The organism is Cardinium endosymbiont cBtQ1 of Bemisia tabaci, from assembly GCF_000689375.1.
Taxonomy (GTDB): domain Bacteria; phylum Bacteroidota; class Bacteroidia; order Cytophagales; family Amoebophilaceae; genus Cardinium.
In genome coordinates this window covers 92,130-108,612 of sequence record NZ_CBQZ010000001.1, presented here as the reverse complement: position 1 = coordinate 108,612, position 16,483 = coordinate 92,130, and the positions used below count along the sequence as shown (strand labels likewise).

Sequence of the window (16,483 nt, the reverse complement as noted above, 5' to 3'; positions counted from 1 at the left end):
AGGAAAAAACAGAAGGACTATTTAGAATGGAGCTCCACAATGCTTCGTTCATTAATTTCTTCTGGTATTTCAGAACGCTGCGGAAAGGAAAGAAACTTACCTACCATCAATGATGCATCCCACTCCAACCAACTATATTTATTAGATGGATTATTTGCTACATTATGAACAATCAGAGCCATTTTTTCTGCCTTCTTTGCTATGCCTATTATTTGGCCAGGCTTCAAAGTATAGGAAGGAATATCTACTGTTTTGGCATTTACTGTAATATGCCTATGGGATACCATCTGCCTTGCTTCGCCTCGTGTAGTGGCAATGCCTAGCCTATAAACTGTATTATCTAAACGGGCCTCTAGCCGCTGAAGGATTAGCTCACCGGTAATACCTTTACTTTTAGTAGCTTTTTCACAAAGATTTTTAAACTGACGTTGTAATAACCCATAGGTGTACTTTGCTTTTTGTTGCTCCATTAATTGAAGCCCAAATTGAGAACGCCTTTTACGTCTTCTACCATGCTGCCCTGGTGGATAATTTTTTTTCTGTAATACCTTACCAACAGATGAACCAAATATCGGACTGTTATATCTTCTTGCGACCTTGGCTTTTGGACCACGATATCTTGCCATACGCTATATTTCTTCTAGTATAAAATAGTAAATTGTATTATTTATGGACGCCTACGCTTAGGTGGCCTGCAACCATTGTGCGGAAGAGGCGTAACATCTTTTATAGAGATTACCTCTACAGAATGATCTTGAAGGGCACGAATGGCTGATTCACGCCCAATGCCTGGCCCCTTTACAAATACATTCACCCGGCGTAAACCCAACGCATAAGCAGCTTTTGCACAGTCTGCTGATGCCATTTGGGCAGCATAGGGTGTGTTTTTTTTAGATCCCTTAAAGCCCATCTTACCAGAAGAAGACCAAGCAATCACTTGACCAACTTCATTTGTAATTGAAATAATAAGGTTATTAAAAGTAGCTTGGATATGTGCCTGTCCCTCTTTACCAACTTTTACAACTCTTTTTTTAACTTTATTTTTTCCTATATTTTTCATAGTAATGCTCTATAAACTTTCTTTAAAGACAAGAAAGGATACTACCTAATGACAAATTAGACTTTATTTGGTAGCTTTCTTTTTATTCGCAATTGTTTTAGGTTTTCCTTTACGTGTCCTAGCATTGGTCTTAGTGCGCTGCCCACGAACGGGCAAACCCATTTGATGTCTATGGCCCCTATAACACTTAATCTCAACCAACCGCTTAATATTCAATCGAATTTCGGACTTTAAGTCGCCTTCTATCTTATATACACCACGAATAGCTGTTCTGATGGCTTTTAACTCATCATCTGTCCAAGTAGAGACACGCCGGTCTTTATCCATTTGAACTGCTTGAAGAATCTTATTTGCAGAACTTCTGCCAATTCCATATATATATGTAAGCGCAATTTCTCCACGCTTGTTATCTGGAATATCTACACCTAATACCCTAGCCATACTTTATCCTTGTCTTTGTTTAAATTTAGGCTGCTTTTTATTAATCACATATAATACACCTTTCCGACGTACAATTTTGCAATCTACACTTCTTTTTCTAATAGATGTTTTAACTTTCATAACTAGTGTAACTGTTCAGTTGCTTTGTATCTATGGACTATCCTGGCTTGTGTCAAATCATAAGGAGTTAACTCCATCCTAACAGAGTCACCAGGAAGAATTTTAATATAATTTTTACGCATCTTCCCAGAAATATGGGCCCTAACAATATGACCATTTTTAAGCGCAACCTTGAATACTGCATTGGGCAATGCTTCTTGCACTATTCCACCTTGTTCAATAGGAGGTATCTTAGCCATATTATCTTATATAATCTTATTTTACTTTTGCTTATATACTTGTATTTGTACTTTTTACAAAGAGAACCATCATATAATAAACAAGGACCTTTCTGGAACTAATATACTAAATTTATAGCAAATAGCTCTAAAAATATGGAAACTTTATTAAAAACTTACTACTGCAACCTAGCACCTTTGTTAATAATTACTTCATATCGACGCATTAACAAATAGCTTTCAACTTGCTGAAGGGTTTCAAGCATCGAACTGACCATAATCAATAAAGAAGTGCCACCAAAGAATCTATAAAAAGGGAAACTTAATCCAACTATACGGGCAAAAGCAGGTAAAATAGCAATAACTGCCAAGAAAATAGCGCCTGGCAAGGTAATTCTGTCTAATATACCATCTAAAAAACGGGCCGTTGCATTGCCAGAGGTGACACCAGGAATAAAGCTATTGGCACGTTTCATATCTTCTGCTATTTGAACAGGGTTGACTGTAATAGCGGTATAAAAAAAGGTAAAAACAATAATCAAAAAAGCAAACAAAAAATTAAATAACCAACTGGTATCATCCCGCAACATACCACTAATGAGATCCAACCAAGCAAATTTATCCTTCCAAAAACCTAAAAGACATGAAATGCAAAAAATCAAAAGGTTCGCAAAGATAATAGGCATTACACCTGCACTACTTAACTTAAATGGTATATACTGGCGCTGTCCTCCATATATGGTACTGGTGCTCAACTGCCTGGCATATTGAATAGGAACCCTACGTGTAGCTTGTGTAAAAGCAACTAACGCAAGTACAATTAAAAACAATACGAATAGCTCTAATACAAATAAAAAAATACCCTTACTACCACGGTATACCGCTTCTTGGTATAAAGCAGCAGGAAAAGAGGATACAATACCCACCATCATTAACATGGTTACACCATTGCCAATCCCTTTATCGGTAATCTTTTCCCCTAGCCACATACAAAATATGGCACCTGCTGTTAAAATAACGATAGAAATAAAAATAAAAAAAGTACGACTTATAGAAACATTTCCACTACCTGTAGCAATAAATAAATATTGAAAAGACTGAAAAATAGCGATAAAAATAGTAAAAATACGAGAAATTTGCGCAATTTTACGCTTCCCCATTTCTCCATCACGTTGTATCTTTTGAATTTTTGGCCAGGCAATGGACAAAAGCTGCATAATAATGGAGGCGGAGATATAAGGGGTAACGCCTACTGAAAAAATGGAAACCTGGCTAAGTGAACCACCTAAAAAACTATCGAGCAAGCCAAAAACGCGCTTTGCATGACCAGAAATTTGGGTTACATCTATACCAGGCAAAACAATGATACTACCTATACGGAAAAGCAATAAAAAAAATAATGTATTCCTTATACGAATGCGTAGTTCTTTTATTAAAAATATATCCTTAATAACCTTAAATAACTTATTCATATATTGACAACATGGTAACTTCTCCACCAAGATTTTGAATGGCTTGTAAAGCAGTAGCTGAGCAACGATGTGCGGCAACTGAAAGTTTAAGGTTTAACTGGCCATTGCCTAATATTTTATATTTTTCATACTTACCGATTACATTATGCTTTCTTAAGAAAATATGATCTATAGAAGAAACACGATGCTTTTCTGCCAAGGCTTGCAAAGTAGAAAGATTTAAAGGTGTAAACTGGATTCTAGTGGGACATTTAAATCCATACATAGGAATACGCCTCTGGAGTGGTTGTTGACCTCCTTCAAAACCAATCTTTCTTTTATAACCAGATCTAGATTGTGCACCATTATAACCACGTGTAGCCGTTCCACCTTTACCGGAACCCTGCCCTCTACCTACGCGCTTTTTACGCTTTAAAGCACCTATTGCTGGTTTAAGTGTATGTAATTCCATAAGCTATTATATCTTTTCTGTAACCACTAAGTGGTTGACTTTATGTACCATACCCCATATTTGAGGAGTAGCCGCAACCACAACAGCTTTATTAATCCGCCCTAATCCAAGGGCTTGAATGGTTGCTTTTTGGGATTTAGGACGTTTGATTAAACTTCGCACCTGGGTAATTTTAATTTGTTCCATAAGATCTTATCCATTAAAAAGCTTATCTAAAGTGATTCCACGCTGCTTGGCAATGGTTATGGGATCACGCAATTGTAACAATGCTTTAAAAGTTGCCTTAACTACATTGTGCGGATTAGAAGAGCCTTGGGACTTAGACAAAACGTTTTTAATACCTACGCTTTCTAAGACGATACGGACACCACCACCTGCAATTACGCCAGTACCAGAAGCTGCTGGTTGAATCAAGACATTGCCACCACCATATTTGCCCACTGAACTATGTGGAATGGTATCACGTAAGATAGGAACTTTGATTAGGTTGCGCTTGGCTGCTTCTACACCTTTAGCAATAGCATCTGTTAACTCTTTTGCTTTGCCAAGGCCATATCCTACAACACCATCGCCATTTCCAACTACTACAACTGCAGAAGAACTAAATCTGCGGCCACCTTCTACTACTTTGGTAACGCGCTTAATGGCTACTACTTTCTCCTCAAGATTATAATTACTGGCTCTGAGTTTTCTACCACTTAACATCATTTTTAACTAAAATTTAAGACCGTTTGCTCGAGCACCTTCAGCCAATGCTTTAACTTTACCATGATAAGTATACCCAGAACGATCAAAGACAATATGGGTAATACCTTTAGCCAACGCTTGTTGGGCAATTGCTTTTCCTAATTCTAATGCTCCAGCAACATTATTTTTACTAATTTTTAACTTATACAACGAAGAAGAAAGTAGCGTTTCGCCTGTTTCATCATTAATAAGCTGGGCATATATACAAGTATTACTCTTAAAAAGCGAAAGACGTGGCTGAGCCAAGGTTCCATGCAAACGCTTTCTAATGCTTCTCCTAACTTTAAGTCTTCTTGCTACTTTGTTATCCTTTATTTTCATTTTTTTACTATATAGGAATATAAAAATAGGCCAACATATACATGCTACTTTTTAGTAGACTTTCCAACCTTACGCCGCACTACTTCACCTAAACGCCTGACACCTTTGCCTTTATAAGGTTCAACTTTTCTTAGAGAACGGATTTTTGCAGCTACTTGACCCAAAAGCTGCTTATCTATACATTCTAAATGAACCAATGGATTTTTGCCTTTAGGCAATTCGGCTGTAGCCATTACTTCCTCTGGTAAGACCAAAGCAATATCATGAGAATAACCTAAACTCAATTCTAAGAGGCTACCTTGGACATTGGCTTTGTAACCAACACCTACCAACTCTAAGGTACACTTAAAGCCAACGCTAACCCCTACCACCATATTATAAATCAAAGCTCTATAAAGACCATAAAGGGCTTTAGATTTTTTAGCATCAACGGGTATCAGCTTAACCAACCCTTGGGAAATCTCAACCATAATGGTTGAATCAATTTGCTGTTGCAGTAGACCTTTAGGACCTTTAACCTGTATGACTCCACCATCTAGGGCCGATATGGTAACGGCTGGCGGTAGATTAATGGGCTGCTTCCCTATTCTTGACATTTTTCCTAATTTTAGTAAACATAACAAAGTACTTCACCACCAACATGAACTTTACGGGCTTCTTTATCAGTCATAATACCCTTGGAGGTGGACAATATGGCTATTCCCAATCCATTAATAACAGTAGGCATAGCAGCAGCAGTAGAATATTTACGCAACCCTGGCTTACTGACGCGTTTTAAATGTACAATAGCAGGTTGCTTTGTAAAAGCATCATATTTTAGGGCAATTTTGATAACTGGCTGAACACTATCTGGCTTAGAGACTAGCTTATATCCTCGTATATACCCTTTCTCTTGCAAGACTTCTGTAAGCTTTGTTTTTGTTTTTGAAGCGGGAATTTCTACTACCCTATGCTTGGCACTAATGGCGTTTCTAATTCTAGTAAGATAATCAGCTATTGGATCTGTAGTCATGGTGATTATATATTAACAAATAATAAAAACAGGTATATAGACTTATAGGTTAGCTGACTACCAACTTGCTTTCCGTATACCTGGTAACTTCCCTTCTAAAGCCCATTTTCTAAAGACTAACCGGGAAATACCAAATCTTCTGATATATCCACGGGCTCTACCGGTTATACTACACCTATTACGCAATCTAACTGAGGAACTATTTTTGGGAAGTTTATCGAGTGCCATATAGTTACCCTGCTCTTTTAATGCAGCTCTTTTAGCGGCATATTTGGCTACCAAATGTCTTCTTTTCTTATCTCTTGCTTTGACTGATTCTTTTGCCATAACCTTTTAATTTAATCTTGCACCATATTAAAGGGCATCCCTAAAGCTTTTAAAAGTTGAAATGCGGTTTCATTGTTTTGAGCAGTTGTAACAAAAGTTATGTTCATACCGTTGATCTTGATTACTTTATCAATACTAATCTCTGGAAATATAATTTGCTCTTGAATCCCTACGTTATAGTTGCCTTTTCCATCAAACCCGTTGGCCTTCAATCCCCAAAAATTTCTAATCCTAGGAAGTGCAATGGATATAAAACGATCAAGAAATTCATACATAAGCCTGCCGCGTAAGGTAACTTTTACACCAATAGGCATACCTTCTCTAAGCTTGAAATTAGAAACTGATTTTTTAGCACGGGTAGCCACGGCACACTGCCCAGCAATAGCAGTTAATTCTTCTAATCCAAGCTGAATTAATTTTTTATTGGATGCACCATCACCTAACCCTTGATTGATACATATTTTATGTAACCTGGGGACTTGCATAACCGATTTGTATCCGAATAAATCCTTAAGCGAAGGAATAACTTCCGCAAAATATTTTTCTTGTAATCTAGGCTTAACCATTTTTTATAAAATTTCCTGTTTTTTTAGCATAGCGCTGGAGCTTACCGGCTTCATTATACTTTCTCCCTACACGAGTAGCAGATCCGCTTACTGCATCCATTAACATCAGATTACTAATATGAATAGAAGAGGGTAGCCTTTGGATGGTTCCTTTAGGATGCTCAGTAGAAGGCTTTAAATGTCTAACTACTATATTCATACCTTCAACAACAGCCCGATATTTTTTAGGGAATACTTTTAAAACAGTTCCTTGCTCGTTTCTGTGTTTACCAGTCAAAATTTTTACACGGTCTCCTGTTCGAATATGAATCTTAAAACTTTTTTTTATTGTTTTCTTCATGCTTTATAGTACTTCGTCAGCTAAAGAGGCTATTTTCATAAATTTATTATCTCGAACTTCTCGAGCTACTGGGCCAAAAACACCGGTTCCTTTGGGCTCATTGTTGTTTTCAATTAAAACAATAGCATTGTCTTCAAAGCGAATGTAAGAACCATCTTTACGCCTTACTTCTTTTCGAGTACGAACCACAACGGCTTTGGAAATAGTACCCTTTTTAAGGGCACTAGAAGGGTTAGCTGTTTTTACGGTTACTACAATTTTATCACCAACTTGGGCATAACGCTTACGGGTTCCACCCAAAACGCGAATGCAAAGGGCTGTTTTTGCACCACTGTTATCAGCTACTTTTAGTATCGATTCCTGTTGTATCATTTTTACTTAGCTCTTTCTATGATTTGAACCAATCTCCATCTCTTTTTTTTACTTAAAGGACGGGTTTCCATAATTTTTACCAGATCACCAATACTACAGCTGTTTTCTTCATCATGTGCCATAAATTTGGTGGATGTTTTTACAAACTTACCATATACGGGGTGTATAGCTTTGGTATCTGTTACAACGGTTATGGTCTTATGGGCTTTATTACTGGTAACCCTTCCTACCTTTTCTTTTCTTCTATTTCTCAGCATAGTGGTTACGATTCTGATGGTTGCTTCGAAAACTGTTCTGAGCTGTTTTTAACCTTGCAATAGATTTTCTAGCCGCTCTTATTTTCATCGGATGCTCAATTGGAGAAACCGAATGGGCAAGCCTCAATTTAAGTAAATAATCTAAAGCTTCTTTTAATTTATTATTTTGCTCTTTAGAAGAAAGCAACTGAATTTCTTTGTACTTCATTTTAAAAACTTATTACTTATTAAATAGTTTGTTAAAGTAATAGGTTAACCATAGGCAAAAAACTTTTCAATAACTGAAACCTACTCCTACTGCACATAATCTCTACGGACTACAAAGTGGGCCTTAATAGGTAATTTATGCATAGCAAGACGCATGGCACGCGCTGCGACTTCTTTAGATACACCATCTAACTCAAAGAGAATTCTACCAGGCTTAACAACGGCTACAAAAGAATCGGGAGCACCTTTACCTTTACCCATCCTTACTTCAGCTGGCTTTTTGGTTAAGGACTTATCTGGAAAGATTCTATTCCAAACCTGCCCTTGCCGTTTCATTTCTCTTGTAATGGCAATACGCATGGCCTCAATTTGCCTAGCAGTAATATATGAGGGTTCTAATGCCTTCAGCCCAAAGGTACCAAATTCTAATGAATTTCCTTTCATTGATAAGCCTTTTATTCTTCCTTTCTGCGTTTTTCTGTAACGTACTCGTTTTGGTTGTAACATTTTTTATTATAGAATGCAAAAATTAATATGGTTGCAATGCAGGGCTTAACTACCTTCGCTCCTTGGAAGCAAGCCCCCCCTCTCTCCTACTTTAGGAGGCTTACCAACTGAACGCTGGAGATGATTAACGGTAACATCTCCCTTAGAAATCCAAACTTTAATGCCTATTCTTCCATAAATGGTATGGGCTTCGACCGCTGTATAGTCTATATCATTACGAAGGGTATGGAGTGGAACAGATCCCTCTTTAAACTCATCCGACCTAGCCATTTCAGCGCCATCTAATCTACCGGAAACCTTAATTTTAACACCTTGCGCACCAGAACGGATCACGGCAGCTATAGCTTGCTTTACTACACGCTTATAAGGCATACGACCTCTAATCTGTTGGGCAATTTGCAAAGCAACCAGCTTAGCTTCCAGATCTGGTTTTTTTATTTCAACAATATTAAGTTCAACTTCCTTGCTGGTTAGCTTTTTTAACTCTTCCTTTACCTTATCAACTTCTGCACCGGACTTCCCAATAACAATACCTGGGCGAGCAGTTCGAATGGTAATGGTAATTTTTTTACCGGCACGTTCTATAAGTATTCTAGCAACACTAGCTTTGGCTATTCGCGCATCTAGATAAGTACGTATTTTTTCGTCCTCCATTAATTTTTCTACATAGGAGGATTTTGATGCAAACCAACTAGAATCTGGCTTACGAATAAACCCAACTCTAAAACCGACGGGATTAACTTTTTGACCCATTGTAGTATTATTAATGTGGTTACGTTGTTGTACTTGAAACAGTCTGATGTGGCAGCGGAATAGAATTTTGTAAAGTATCTACCACCATAACAACATGGCTAGATCGTTTTCTAATTCTATGTGCGACACCCCTTGGTGCGGGCATAATTCTTTTTAACATACCAGCTCTATCTACTGTTATTTTTTTCACAAAAATTGCGCCATCTTCGAAGGCAGCTGCATGATTATTTTGCCAGTTTGAAATAGCAGAAAGTAAAAGTTTTCTCAACTGAAGCGCAGCTTGTTGTGGCTTGCTTTGCAAAATAGCTAATGCAGTAGCCACGCTTTTTCCCCTAATAAGTGCCGCTAATGGTCCAACCTTACGTTCAGATATAGGGAGCTTCCTTAATTTTGCTATTGCCTGCATAGTTTAAATTATCTTTTTAGAGGTATGTCCTTTAAAAGTTCTTGTTAAGGCAAATTCACCAACTTTATGACTTACCATTGACTCTGTAATAAAAACAGGAATAAATTTATGGCCATTGTGTACTGCAAGAGTATGGCCTACAAAATCTGGCGTAATGGTTGACCGCCTAGACCAGGTTTTAACCACTGTTTTTTTACCGGACGCATTGAGCACATCTATCTTACGTTGTAGATGATGGGCTACATAAGGTCCTTTTTTTATAGATCTACCCATTATTTTTTCTTTTTACTAATGATCAGTCTAGTGGAATATTTATTGCGGTTGCGTGTTTTTTTACCTTTTGCATATAATCCTTTAAAAGATCTAGGATGGCCTCCAGAAGCTTTTCCTTCACCACCACCCATTGGATGATCCACAGGGTTCATTACAACGGCCCGTACACGAGGTCTTTTACCCATCCAGCGACTTCTACCTGCTTTGGCAATGGTAACATTACCATGGTCGCTATTGGAAACAGCTCCAATAGTAGCCATACAATGGTCTAATACCAACCGCCTTTCACCAGAAGGCAACTTAATGGTCACATACTTACCACTTTTAGAAAGCAACTGCGCATATGCGCCTGCACTTCTTGCCAATGCCGCACCACGTCCAGGGGCTAGTTCAATGTTATGGATAATCGTTCCCAACGGAATATCTTTCATTTCCATAGCATTACCTAGCTCTATGGGTACATTTGATCCTGCTACAACCTTAGCACCTACTTTAAGTCCTTCTGGTGCTATAATATAGGTTTTCTCACCATCTACATAATGAAGTAGGGCTATATATGCAGTGCGCATAGGATCATACTGAATAGAATGGACAAATGCAGGAACAGCTATTTTTTTCCTTTTAAAATCAATAAGACGGGCACGCCGCTTGTGTCCACCGCCTCTATGGGGAACGGTAATCCTACCACGATTATTCCGACCGGCTGTACGCTTGGTTTTTACTAAGAGTGATTTCTCTGGTTTACGCGCAGTAATAACAGTAGAGAAATCTGGCGCTATTCTAAAACGCTGACCGGGTGTAGTGGGGTTAAGTTTTTTTAATGGCATAACTAAATCAACTAACAGCTATAAAATTCAATGCAAAAGGCTAGAAATTGCCATAAAAATCTATGACATCCCCTGCCTTAAGCGTTACAAGTACTTTCTTATAGGAAGGCCGTTTTCCTTTTATTACACACGATTTAGTATGGCGCGTTATTGGTTTACCTGCATAACGCATGGTATTAATTTTATCAACGGTAACACCATAAAAGCGTTCAATCTCTTTTTGTATTTGGTGTTTATTGGCGCGATCATCTACGATTAAACCATATATACCACGCTTATTAAGTGCTGACATTTTTTCTGTTACCAAAGGCTTCTTTAGGACACTCATCTTTTATTGTGTTAATTTTTCTACTATAGGCATTATAGCTGTTTCCATAATTAACAATTTTTTGGCATGCAAAAGATCATAGGTATTAACATGGTCGACACAAAGTACTTTGGCTTGTTTTACATTCTTACTAGATAGTACAATATTTTTATCTACACTAGGTATAATCAATAATGTTTTTTGATCTAGAAAAGATAAATTTTGAAGCATACCTAAATAACTTTTTGTTTTTGGTGCTTCAAAAGAAAAGGACTCTAAAATAGAGATATGGTTTGCCTTAGCTTTATAGGTCAAGGCAGACTTTCTGGCCAATTTTTTTACCTTACGGTTTAATTTAAAACTATAATCTCTTGGCCTTGGACCAAAAATACGCCCCCCTCCTCTGAATAAAGGAGACTTAATATCACCAGCCCTCGCTGCTCCAGTTCCTTTTTGTCTTTTAATTTTTCTTCTAGAACCACTTACTGCATTGCGCTCCTTTGATTGGTGGGTACCTTGACGTCTACCGGCCAAAATAGCCTTTACATCCAAATAAATGGCATGGTCATTGGGCTCAATACCAAACACTTCCTTTGGCAATTGAACAGAACGACCTACTTCTTCCCCTGTATATTTTAATACTGATAGGTTCATTTTACTTCTCCAAAATTACGTAACCATTATTTGCACCAGGGACTGCTCCATGGAGTACAATTAGATTTTTCTCTGGCAAAACTTTTATCACCTGAAGGTTGGTCACCTTCACTCTGTTGCCACCTGTTCTTCCAGCCATACGCATTCCTTTGAATACACGGGAAGGAAAAGAAGCTGCCCCAACAGAACCAGGTGCTCTTTCTCGATTGTGCTGACCATGAGAACGGCTACCAACGCCACTAAACCCATGGCGCTTTACAACACCTTGAAAGCCTTTGCCCTTGGAGGTACCAACTACGTCTATAAATTGCCCTTCGACAAAAACATCTTCTATGCGAATCACTTGACCCAATGCAATTTGCTGCCATACCGCGTCATCATCACATCTAAACTCCACTTGCTTCCGCTTAGGTGTAGTAGAAGCTTTAGCAAAATGGCCAATAAGAGACCTAGAAGTATTTTTTTCTTTTTTATCGTCATAAGACAATTGAACAGCCTGATATCCATCTATGGACTTTGTTCTAAGCTGTGTCACTATACAGGGACCACCCTGAATGATGGTACATGCTTTTTTGTGACCCTTACCATCATACAAACTGGTCATTCCAATTTTTTTTCCTATGATTCCAATCATAATTTAAATACTAATCATACCCACTTAATCGCTCTAAAACCAGCCAAAAAACTAGGAAGGATATAACAGCGAAAGGACAAATTTAAACAAAATTTAGGCTAAATCAAATGGTTTACCTTAAACCGCTACTACATCTAGGATGCGGATGAACCAAAGATATAAAAATTAACGCATAAAGAAAAAGGAGTAGATAACTTACATATAAATAGTGTACTATACACAAAACTTAATCTAAATGGGCGCTAACTGGATATAGCCAAACTATAAATAGTTGGTATAGGGCATGGTGGCTTTAAAAGTGCAAAAAACATCCACTGCCAATGGACCTAAATAAAAACCTATAAAACTACGCGTCATTATAAGGCTGTTGTATTATATATCATTTTACGAGGCGTAATTTTATACGAGGCGCTCTTAATATTTATCTATACCCAATGTTTGTATAATAATCTAAATGGTATTATAATTGGGATATAACAACTCTTAAAAATTTAGAAACTACCATGCAAATGAAAAAAATATTTTCTTTATTGCTACTAGCCCTATCTACTACCGCACAAAGATGTGACTTTCTTGATAGTTCTATCGATAGCAATTATCGTATCGGTAATGCTAAAAGGCAAAAACAAAATTTAGCCGATATCATTACTAATGGGAACCTAGAAATCATTAAAACTGATTATGAAAGTGGAATTCCTTCAGATGATGAAACTAAAAACAGCTTAGAAAGAAAATATCCTACGTTAAATACAGACGATATTAAAATTGTCGCATATGGTATTAGTACTATAGATATATCTAACCAATTCTACGTACGAATTTATTCAACTGGTAAGTATACAGGTGAGGTACACCTTAACTGCACGATTAAACGAAAAAAACAAAAACTAAGCGATATTATTACTATTACGGACCTAGGAATAATTGATACTGATACTAAAAGTGAAATTCCTTCAGAGAATGAGATTAAAAATATGTTAAAAAGAAAATATCCTACGTTAAATACAGACGATATTACAGTTGGTCCATCTCTTACTCTTTATAACAAGGTACGGATTCATTCAATATTTTCTGGTAATTATACAGGTGATATACTACTTGGCTACACGATTAAACAAAAACAAAATAAATGGAGTAGTTACTTCAATAAAAATTTTGGAGATTTTTCTGCCAAGAAAAATAACTTTAACGATTCAAAGCAAAATAATTGGAGTAGTTATTGGGGTGATTTTGATAGGAATTTTTACTGGTATAGGACAACTAACGATTTTAACTATTCAACGAAAAATAATGAGAATAGTTATTTTGATAATTCTTCTAGCAATTTTCGCCATTCGTTTTCGAAACCCAACTATTCTAACGATTCAAGAAAAAATAACTCGCGTAGTTCTTCTGATAAAAATTTTGGCAATTCCTCTTCTAAAACTAAGGATTCAAAGAAGGTGCATCTGCTGAAGATGTAAAGAAGACTTATAGAAAACCCGCTGTCAAATGGCATCCAGACACATATAACAATCGTAATAACAACGCAACAAAAGAAGAGAAAAGAGACGCTGAAAATAAATTCAAGGAAATAAATAACGCACATACATTAATAAACAACCATTTAGAGATGTGTAAAAAGCAAAAATAAAACACACCCCTACGGCTAACAACACAGGACCTGGCTAAACTTATATCTTCCTTATTATGTTGCGAAGCTATTGCTAATCTACTTTAGGAAGGCCAGTAGATAAAATGATAAATTTTATCCTACTGGCTTGCATTATTAAAAAAGTACAATATAAAAGTCCTTTTTACCGCTGCGCTAAAGAAGATCGATGTGTAATAAAAGATAAAAACCGGATTATAGATTATAACATGGCCTCTAAGTAACCCTCTGGGAGCGCTACGGTAACTTTCTTTGCTGTTGTATTAACGTTGATAAGAAATGGTGTACAATAGGGAATCAAGAGCTCTTTTTTAGGATGGTCAATAGCCATTATATATTGATCCCGCATGCGATAGATGGATTGTATGCTGCCCAGCGGACCTAAGGCAATATCTTCTACTACCGCCCCTACCAAACTATAAGGCAACATAGTTTGCTGCCATTTCGGCTGAAGCGCTATAGGAAGAAATATGGATAGATTGCGGAGTGTATAAGCTTCGGTTTTAGATGGGATAAGATCCAAGTGTATAATCGCTTTGCCTGCTTTATGAGTAATATTTTTAATGGTATAAGGTACCTTTACGTTATCTATCTCTACAAAAAGAGCGGGTAGTTTAGCTAGTTCAGCTGCACTGTAGGCTACAAATAAAGCTACTAACCCACCATCTTTTCCAATGGGCTTTTTAAAGGCCCCAATTTGGAAATATTCCTCTTTTTGAATGGCTTCATAAAACAGTTCTATAGGGTATAAGGACATATCCAGCAGCCATTAACTTAGTTAATCAAAAAGTATCATATCGCTTACCAGAGCACTTTATTTAAACTTTAAAGTGGGTAAGAAGATTTTACCCTATTCATTAAGTGGAGCTGGAGGGAATCGAACCCTCGTCCGAACAAGCAAACCGCAACGCTTTCTACATGCTTAGCAACTGTTTATTGTCGGCGCAACCAAGGTCAGTCACCTACCTGATGTTACGCTTATGCGCGGTTGTGATTTATGCGGCCATCACGCACCTGGCCACACTAGTGTCATCCATCGATGCCCCTATGCTGATCCGACAACACAAAAACCAGCGGGACAAATTCCCCTTAATCTATCGATTAAGCAGCCATACGCAATTCGTCGTCCTCTTCTTCTTTTCGTCGAAGCGCAACAAATTTGCAACGGCGGGAATTATTGATTACAGCTAAGTTGCCGTTTAGGGATTGTGTAAGTTTTATAGTAGAGGTAATACTTACAACACCTCGCATGCTTACATTGGATTTAATCTTCCCGTCAATTCCAGTCAGCCCCAATCTGTTTGACTGATATAGGGTATAGCACTCCTAACATGGTTTAAATTTAATACTTTTTATGGGTCCAACCAAATCTACTTTTTAGACAACAAAGGGGAAGACCATATAAAATCAACTACAGATTAGAAGAGCACCGAACGGCCTCGCTTTTCTGAAAAAAATAACTATATTTGTGTTCTTGATTGGGTTCTTAGCTCAGCTGGTTAGAGCATCTGTTTTACACACAGAAGGCCGTAGGTTCGAATCCTACAGGGCCCACGCTGCTTATGGATTTTTGCTATTAAACTTAAATTTTAGATCGTATGGCTGTTAGATTGCAACGCAAAGCAAGAAAAAATAAAATAAAAGCAGCACAACGCAAAGCTGCCATCAAGCGTCTTATGTTTGTGCCCGTTATTAAATGTTTAGATGTAGCAGCAATACGTAAAAGTTTTGCTGACCGTACCACCGTTTAATTTCTTTTTGATCTATAGTATATTCACATAAAATTGTTGTATAAAGCAGGTCAGATTCCTAAGCTATAGCTTCTTTCATATGGCTGTTTATAATTTTTTCCTGCTTGCTTCTAATACTTTTTGTCTTATCTGGAAAATTGAAGAAAGCTTAAAAAAATTGCGCCTTCAATTGCATCCTCATTTTTTAACAGATTTTAAAAATGCCAATCTATCGTCAAAAGATAGAATGCGGCAGTCTTTAGCGGTAAGAATAGCCCTTTGCTGCTTATTAGAAAAATTAAATTTACCTATTTTAAGGCTTACTAAAAATGAACAAGGTAGCCCTATTTTAGGTAATAGTAGTTTTTACCTTAGTTTTACCCATACCCGTTATTTAGCTGCAGTAGCATTATCTACCACTTACCCTATAGGGGTTGACATAGAAATGGTAAAATCCAAGTTGCATACAATACAAAAAAGGTATTTAAATAGAGAAGAAATTGAAAGTGCCAATGGCTCCTTGGAAAAATTGGCCATCTATTGGTCTGCAAAAGAAGCACTGTATAAACGTTTCAATAAGCAGCCAATCCCTACTTTCAAGGATATTTTTGTAGAGCCTTTTCCATTAGCAGCCAAGGGGGAAATTATAGCCCGTTTGCATCAAAAAAAGTATACAATGGGCTATCAGCAAATAGTAGACAGAGCACTACCGAGACATGTTTTGGTATATTGTGCGCACGAACTAAGGGTGTAAATCATATTTTAGTAAGGCGATCAGAGATAATAATCTCCCTCCTAAAGTGGTAGTTGACAAAACTAGACAAATTTTA

Annotated in this window: 30 protein-coding genes, 1 tRNA gene, 1 other RNA gene and 1 pseudogene; 5 read left to right on the top strand and 28 right to left on the bottom strand. The window is 37.2% G+C overall.

Going from position 1 to position 16,483, the window contains the following annotated elements; genetic code table 11:
• Positions 1-17 precede the first annotated feature (17 nt).
• The 26 genes from rpsD to rplC form a co-directional block, all read right to left on the bottom strand.
• The gene (gene rpsD / locus CHV_RS00555) at positions 18-626 is read right to left on the bottom strand and encodes a 30S ribosomal protein S4 (protein WP_034576386.1); all 609 of its coding nucleotides are present in this window, start codon (positions 624-626) and stop codon (positions 18-20) included.
• Positions 627-667: 41 nt separating this feature from the next.
• Entirely contained in the window at positions 668-1,060 is a 393-nt protein-coding gene (gene rpsK, locus CHV_RS00550; RefSeq protein WP_034576384.1) for a 30S ribosomal protein S11, read from the bottom strand.
• 63 nt (positions 1,061-1,123) lie between these two features.
• Positions 1,124-1,501, bottom strand: a complete 378-nt coding sequence (gene rpsM, locus CHV_RS00545) for a 30S ribosomal protein S13 (RefSeq protein WP_014934281.1) — start codon at positions 1,499-1,501, stop codon at positions 1,124-1,126.
• A 3-nt stretch (positions 1,502-1,504) separates the two neighbouring features.
• The gene (gene rpmJ / locus CHV_RS00540) at positions 1,505-1,621 is read right to left on the bottom strand and encodes a 50S ribosomal protein L36 (protein ID WP_034576383.1); all 117 of its coding nucleotides are present in this window, start codon (positions 1,619-1,621) and stop codon (positions 1,505-1,507) included.
• A 2-nt stretch (positions 1,622-1,623) separates the two neighbouring features.
• Positions 1,624-1,860: a translation initiation factor IF-1 gene (gene infA / locus CHV_RS00535; RefSeq protein ID WP_014934283.1), complete on the bottom strand. Its 237-nt coding sequence runs from the start codon at positions 1,858-1,860 to the stop codon at positions 1,624-1,626.
• A gap of 158 nt (positions 1,861-2,018) precedes the next feature.
• A complete protein-coding gene (secY, locus tag CHV_RS00530; RefSeq protein WP_034576381.1) occupies positions 2,019-3,311 on the bottom strand; it encodes a preprotein translocase subunit SecY in 1,293 nt (430 codons plus the stop codon).
• Positions 3,304-3,762: a 50S ribosomal protein L15 gene (rplO, locus tag CHV_RS00525; RefSeq protein ID WP_034576380.1), complete on the bottom strand. Its 459-nt coding sequence runs from the start codon at positions 3,760-3,762 to the stop codon at positions 3,304-3,306. The genes secY and rplO overlap by 8 nt, the downstream gene beginning before the upstream one ends.
• A gap of 6 nt (positions 3,763-3,768) precedes the next feature.
• Entirely contained in the window at positions 3,769-3,948 is a 180-nt protein-coding gene (gene rpmD / locus CHV_RS00520) for a 50S ribosomal protein L30 (RefSeq protein WP_034576378.1), read from the bottom strand.
• Between the two features lie 6 nt (positions 3,949-3,954).
• A complete protein-coding gene (rpsE, locus tag CHV_RS00515; RefSeq protein WP_034576376.1) occupies positions 3,955-4,470 on the bottom strand; it encodes a 30S ribosomal protein S5 in 516 nt (171 codons plus the stop codon).
• A gap of 6 nt (positions 4,471-4,476) precedes the next feature.
• Positions 4,477-4,824, bottom strand: coding sequence for a 50S ribosomal protein L18 (rplR, locus tag CHV_RS00510; protein WP_130721415.1), 348 nt, complete (start codon positions 4,822-4,824; stop codon positions 4,477-4,479).
• Positions 4,825-4,874: 50 nt separating this feature from the next.
• Entirely contained in the window at positions 4,875-5,426 is a 552-nt protein-coding gene (gene rplF, locus CHV_RS00505) for a 50S ribosomal protein L6 (RefSeq protein WP_034577015.1), read from the bottom strand.
• 11 nt (positions 5,427-5,437) lie between these two features.
• Positions 5,438-5,842 (bottom strand): 30S ribosomal protein S8, encoded by a 405-nt coding sequence (gene rpsH, locus CHV_RS00500; RefSeq protein ID WP_034576372.1) that lies wholly within the window; start codon positions 5,840-5,842, stop codon positions 5,438-5,440.
• A gap of 57 nt (positions 5,843-5,899) precedes the next feature.
• A complete protein-coding gene (gene rpsN, locus CHV_RS00495; RefSeq protein ID WP_034576371.1) occupies positions 5,900-6,169 on the bottom strand; it encodes a 30S ribosomal protein S14 in 270 nt (89 codons plus the stop codon).
• An 11-nt stretch (positions 6,170-6,180) separates the two neighbouring features.
• Complete coding sequence (rplE, locus tag CHV_RS00490) at positions 6,181-6,735, bottom strand: 50S ribosomal protein L5 (protein ID WP_014934292.1); 555 nt, start codon at positions 6,733-6,735, stop codon at positions 6,181-6,183.
• Positions 6,728-7,075, bottom strand: coding sequence for a 50S ribosomal protein L24 (gene rplX / locus CHV_RS00485; RefSeq protein WP_034576369.1), 348 nt, complete (start codon positions 7,073-7,075; stop codon positions 6,728-6,730). The genes rplE and rplX overlap by 8 nt, the downstream gene beginning before the upstream one ends.
• Positions 7,076-7,078: 3 nt before the next feature.
• Positions 7,079-7,447 carry a 50S ribosomal protein L14 gene (gene rplN / locus CHV_RS00480; RefSeq protein ID WP_034576367.1) on the bottom strand — a complete coding sequence of 123 codons (369 nt, stop codon included), beginning with the start codon at positions 7,445-7,447 and terminating at the stop codon, positions 7,079-7,081.
• Positions 7,448-7,449: 2 nt separating this feature from the next.
• Complete coding sequence (rpsQ, locus tag CHV_RS00475; RefSeq protein ID WP_034576365.1) at positions 7,450-7,704, bottom strand: 30S ribosomal protein S17; 255 nt, start codon at positions 7,702-7,704, stop codon at positions 7,450-7,452.
• A complete protein-coding gene (rpmC, locus tag CHV_RS00470) occupies positions 7,691-7,912 on the bottom strand; it encodes a 50S ribosomal protein L29 (protein ID WP_034576363.1) in 222 nt (73 codons plus the stop codon). The genes rpsQ and rpmC overlap by 14 nt, the downstream gene beginning before the upstream one ends.
• A gap of 86 nt (positions 7,913-7,998) precedes the next feature.
• The gene (rplP, locus tag CHV_RS00465) at positions 7,999-8,418 is read right to left on the bottom strand and encodes a 50S ribosomal protein L16 (protein ID WP_034576362.1); all 420 of its coding nucleotides are present in this window, start codon (positions 8,416-8,418) and stop codon (positions 7,999-8,001) included.
• 45 nt (positions 8,419-8,463) lie between these two features.
• The gene (gene rpsC / locus CHV_RS00460; protein WP_034576361.1) at positions 8,464-9,171 is read right to left on the bottom strand and encodes a 30S ribosomal protein S3; all 708 of its coding nucleotides are present in this window, start codon (positions 9,169-9,171) and stop codon (positions 8,464-8,466) included.
• Positions 9,172-9,190: 19 nt separating this feature from the next.
• Entirely contained in the window at positions 9,191-9,577 is a 387-nt protein-coding gene (rplV, locus tag CHV_RS00455; RefSeq protein ID WP_034576359.1) for a 50S ribosomal protein L22, read from the bottom strand.
• Positions 9,578-9,580: 3 nt separating this feature from the next.
• Positions 9,581-9,850 carry a 30S ribosomal protein S19 gene (rpsS, locus tag CHV_RS00450; protein WP_034576356.1) on the bottom strand — a complete coding sequence of 90 codons (270 nt, stop codon included), beginning with the start codon at positions 9,848-9,850 and terminating at the stop codon, positions 9,581-9,583.
• Positions 9,850-10,677 carry a 50S ribosomal protein L2 gene (gene rplB, locus CHV_RS00445; protein WP_034576354.1) on the bottom strand — a complete coding sequence of 276 codons (828 nt, stop codon included), beginning with the start codon at positions 10,675-10,677 and terminating at the stop codon, positions 9,850-9,852. The genes rpsS and rplB overlap by 1 nt, the downstream gene beginning before the upstream one ends.
• 40 nt (positions 10,678-10,717) lie before the next feature.
• Positions 10,718-11,005, bottom strand: a complete 288-nt coding sequence (rplW, locus tag CHV_RS00440; RefSeq protein ID WP_034576350.1) for a 50S ribosomal protein L23 — start codon at positions 11,003-11,005, stop codon at positions 10,718-10,720.
• Between the two features lie 3 nt (positions 11,006-11,008).
• Complete coding sequence (gene rplD / locus CHV_RS00435; RefSeq protein ID WP_034576348.1) at positions 11,009-11,638, bottom strand: 50S ribosomal protein L4; 630 nt, start codon at positions 11,636-11,638, stop codon at positions 11,009-11,011.
• A 1-nt stretch (position 11,639) separates the two neighbouring features.
• Positions 11,640-12,272, bottom strand: a complete 633-nt coding sequence (gene rplC / locus CHV_RS00430) for a 50S ribosomal protein L3 (RefSeq protein ID WP_034576346.1) — start codon at positions 12,270-12,272, stop codon at positions 11,640-11,642.
• A 503-nt stretch (positions 12,273-12,775) separates the two neighbouring features.
• On the opposite strand from rplC, the gene CHV_RS00425 reads away from it, so the two are divergent.
• Together CHV_RS00425 and CHV_RS05815 are read left to right on the top strand one after the other, a co-directional pair.
• Positions 12,776-13,735, top strand: a complete 960-nt coding sequence (locus CHV_RS00425; RefSeq protein ID WP_034576345.1) for a hypothetical protein — start codon at positions 12,776-12,778, stop codon at positions 13,733-13,735.
• Positions 13,736-13,764: 29 nt separating this feature from the next.
• Positions 13,765-13,905, top strand: a pseudogene (locus CHV_RS05815) (hypothetical protein); the annotation flags it as partial.
• 220 nt (positions 13,906-14,125) lie between these two features.
• Here the strand turns inward: CHV_RS05815 and CHV_RS00420 are convergent.
• Positions 14,126-14,680 (bottom strand): ribosome maturation factor RimM, encoded by a 555-nt coding sequence (locus CHV_RS00420; RefSeq protein WP_034576343.1) that lies wholly within the window; start codon positions 14,678-14,680, stop codon positions 14,126-14,128.
• Between the two features lie 102 nt (positions 14,681-14,782).
• Positions 14,783-15,217, bottom strand: a transfer-messenger RNA (tmRNA) gene (ssrA, locus tag CHV_RS05080).
• A gap of 186 nt (positions 15,218-15,403) precedes the next feature.
• Between ssrA and CHV_RS00415 the strand changes: the two genes are divergently transcribed.
• From CHV_RS00415 to CHV_RS00410, 3 genes are all read left to right on the top strand, one after another.
• Positions 15,404-15,477, top strand: a tRNA-Val gene (locus CHV_RS00415).
• Positions 15,478-15,521: 44 nt separating this feature from the next.
• Positions 15,522-15,674, top strand: a complete 153-nt coding sequence (locus tag CHV_RS05685; protein ID WP_165393835.1) for a hypothetical protein — start codon at positions 15,522-15,524, stop codon at positions 15,672-15,674.
• A gap of 157 nt (positions 15,675-15,831) precedes the next feature.
• Entirely contained in the window at positions 15,832-16,407 is a 576-nt protein-coding gene (locus CHV_RS00410; RefSeq protein WP_223245654.1) for a 4'-phosphopantetheinyl transferase family protein, read from the top strand.
• Positions 16,408-16,483 lie beyond the last annotated feature (76 nt).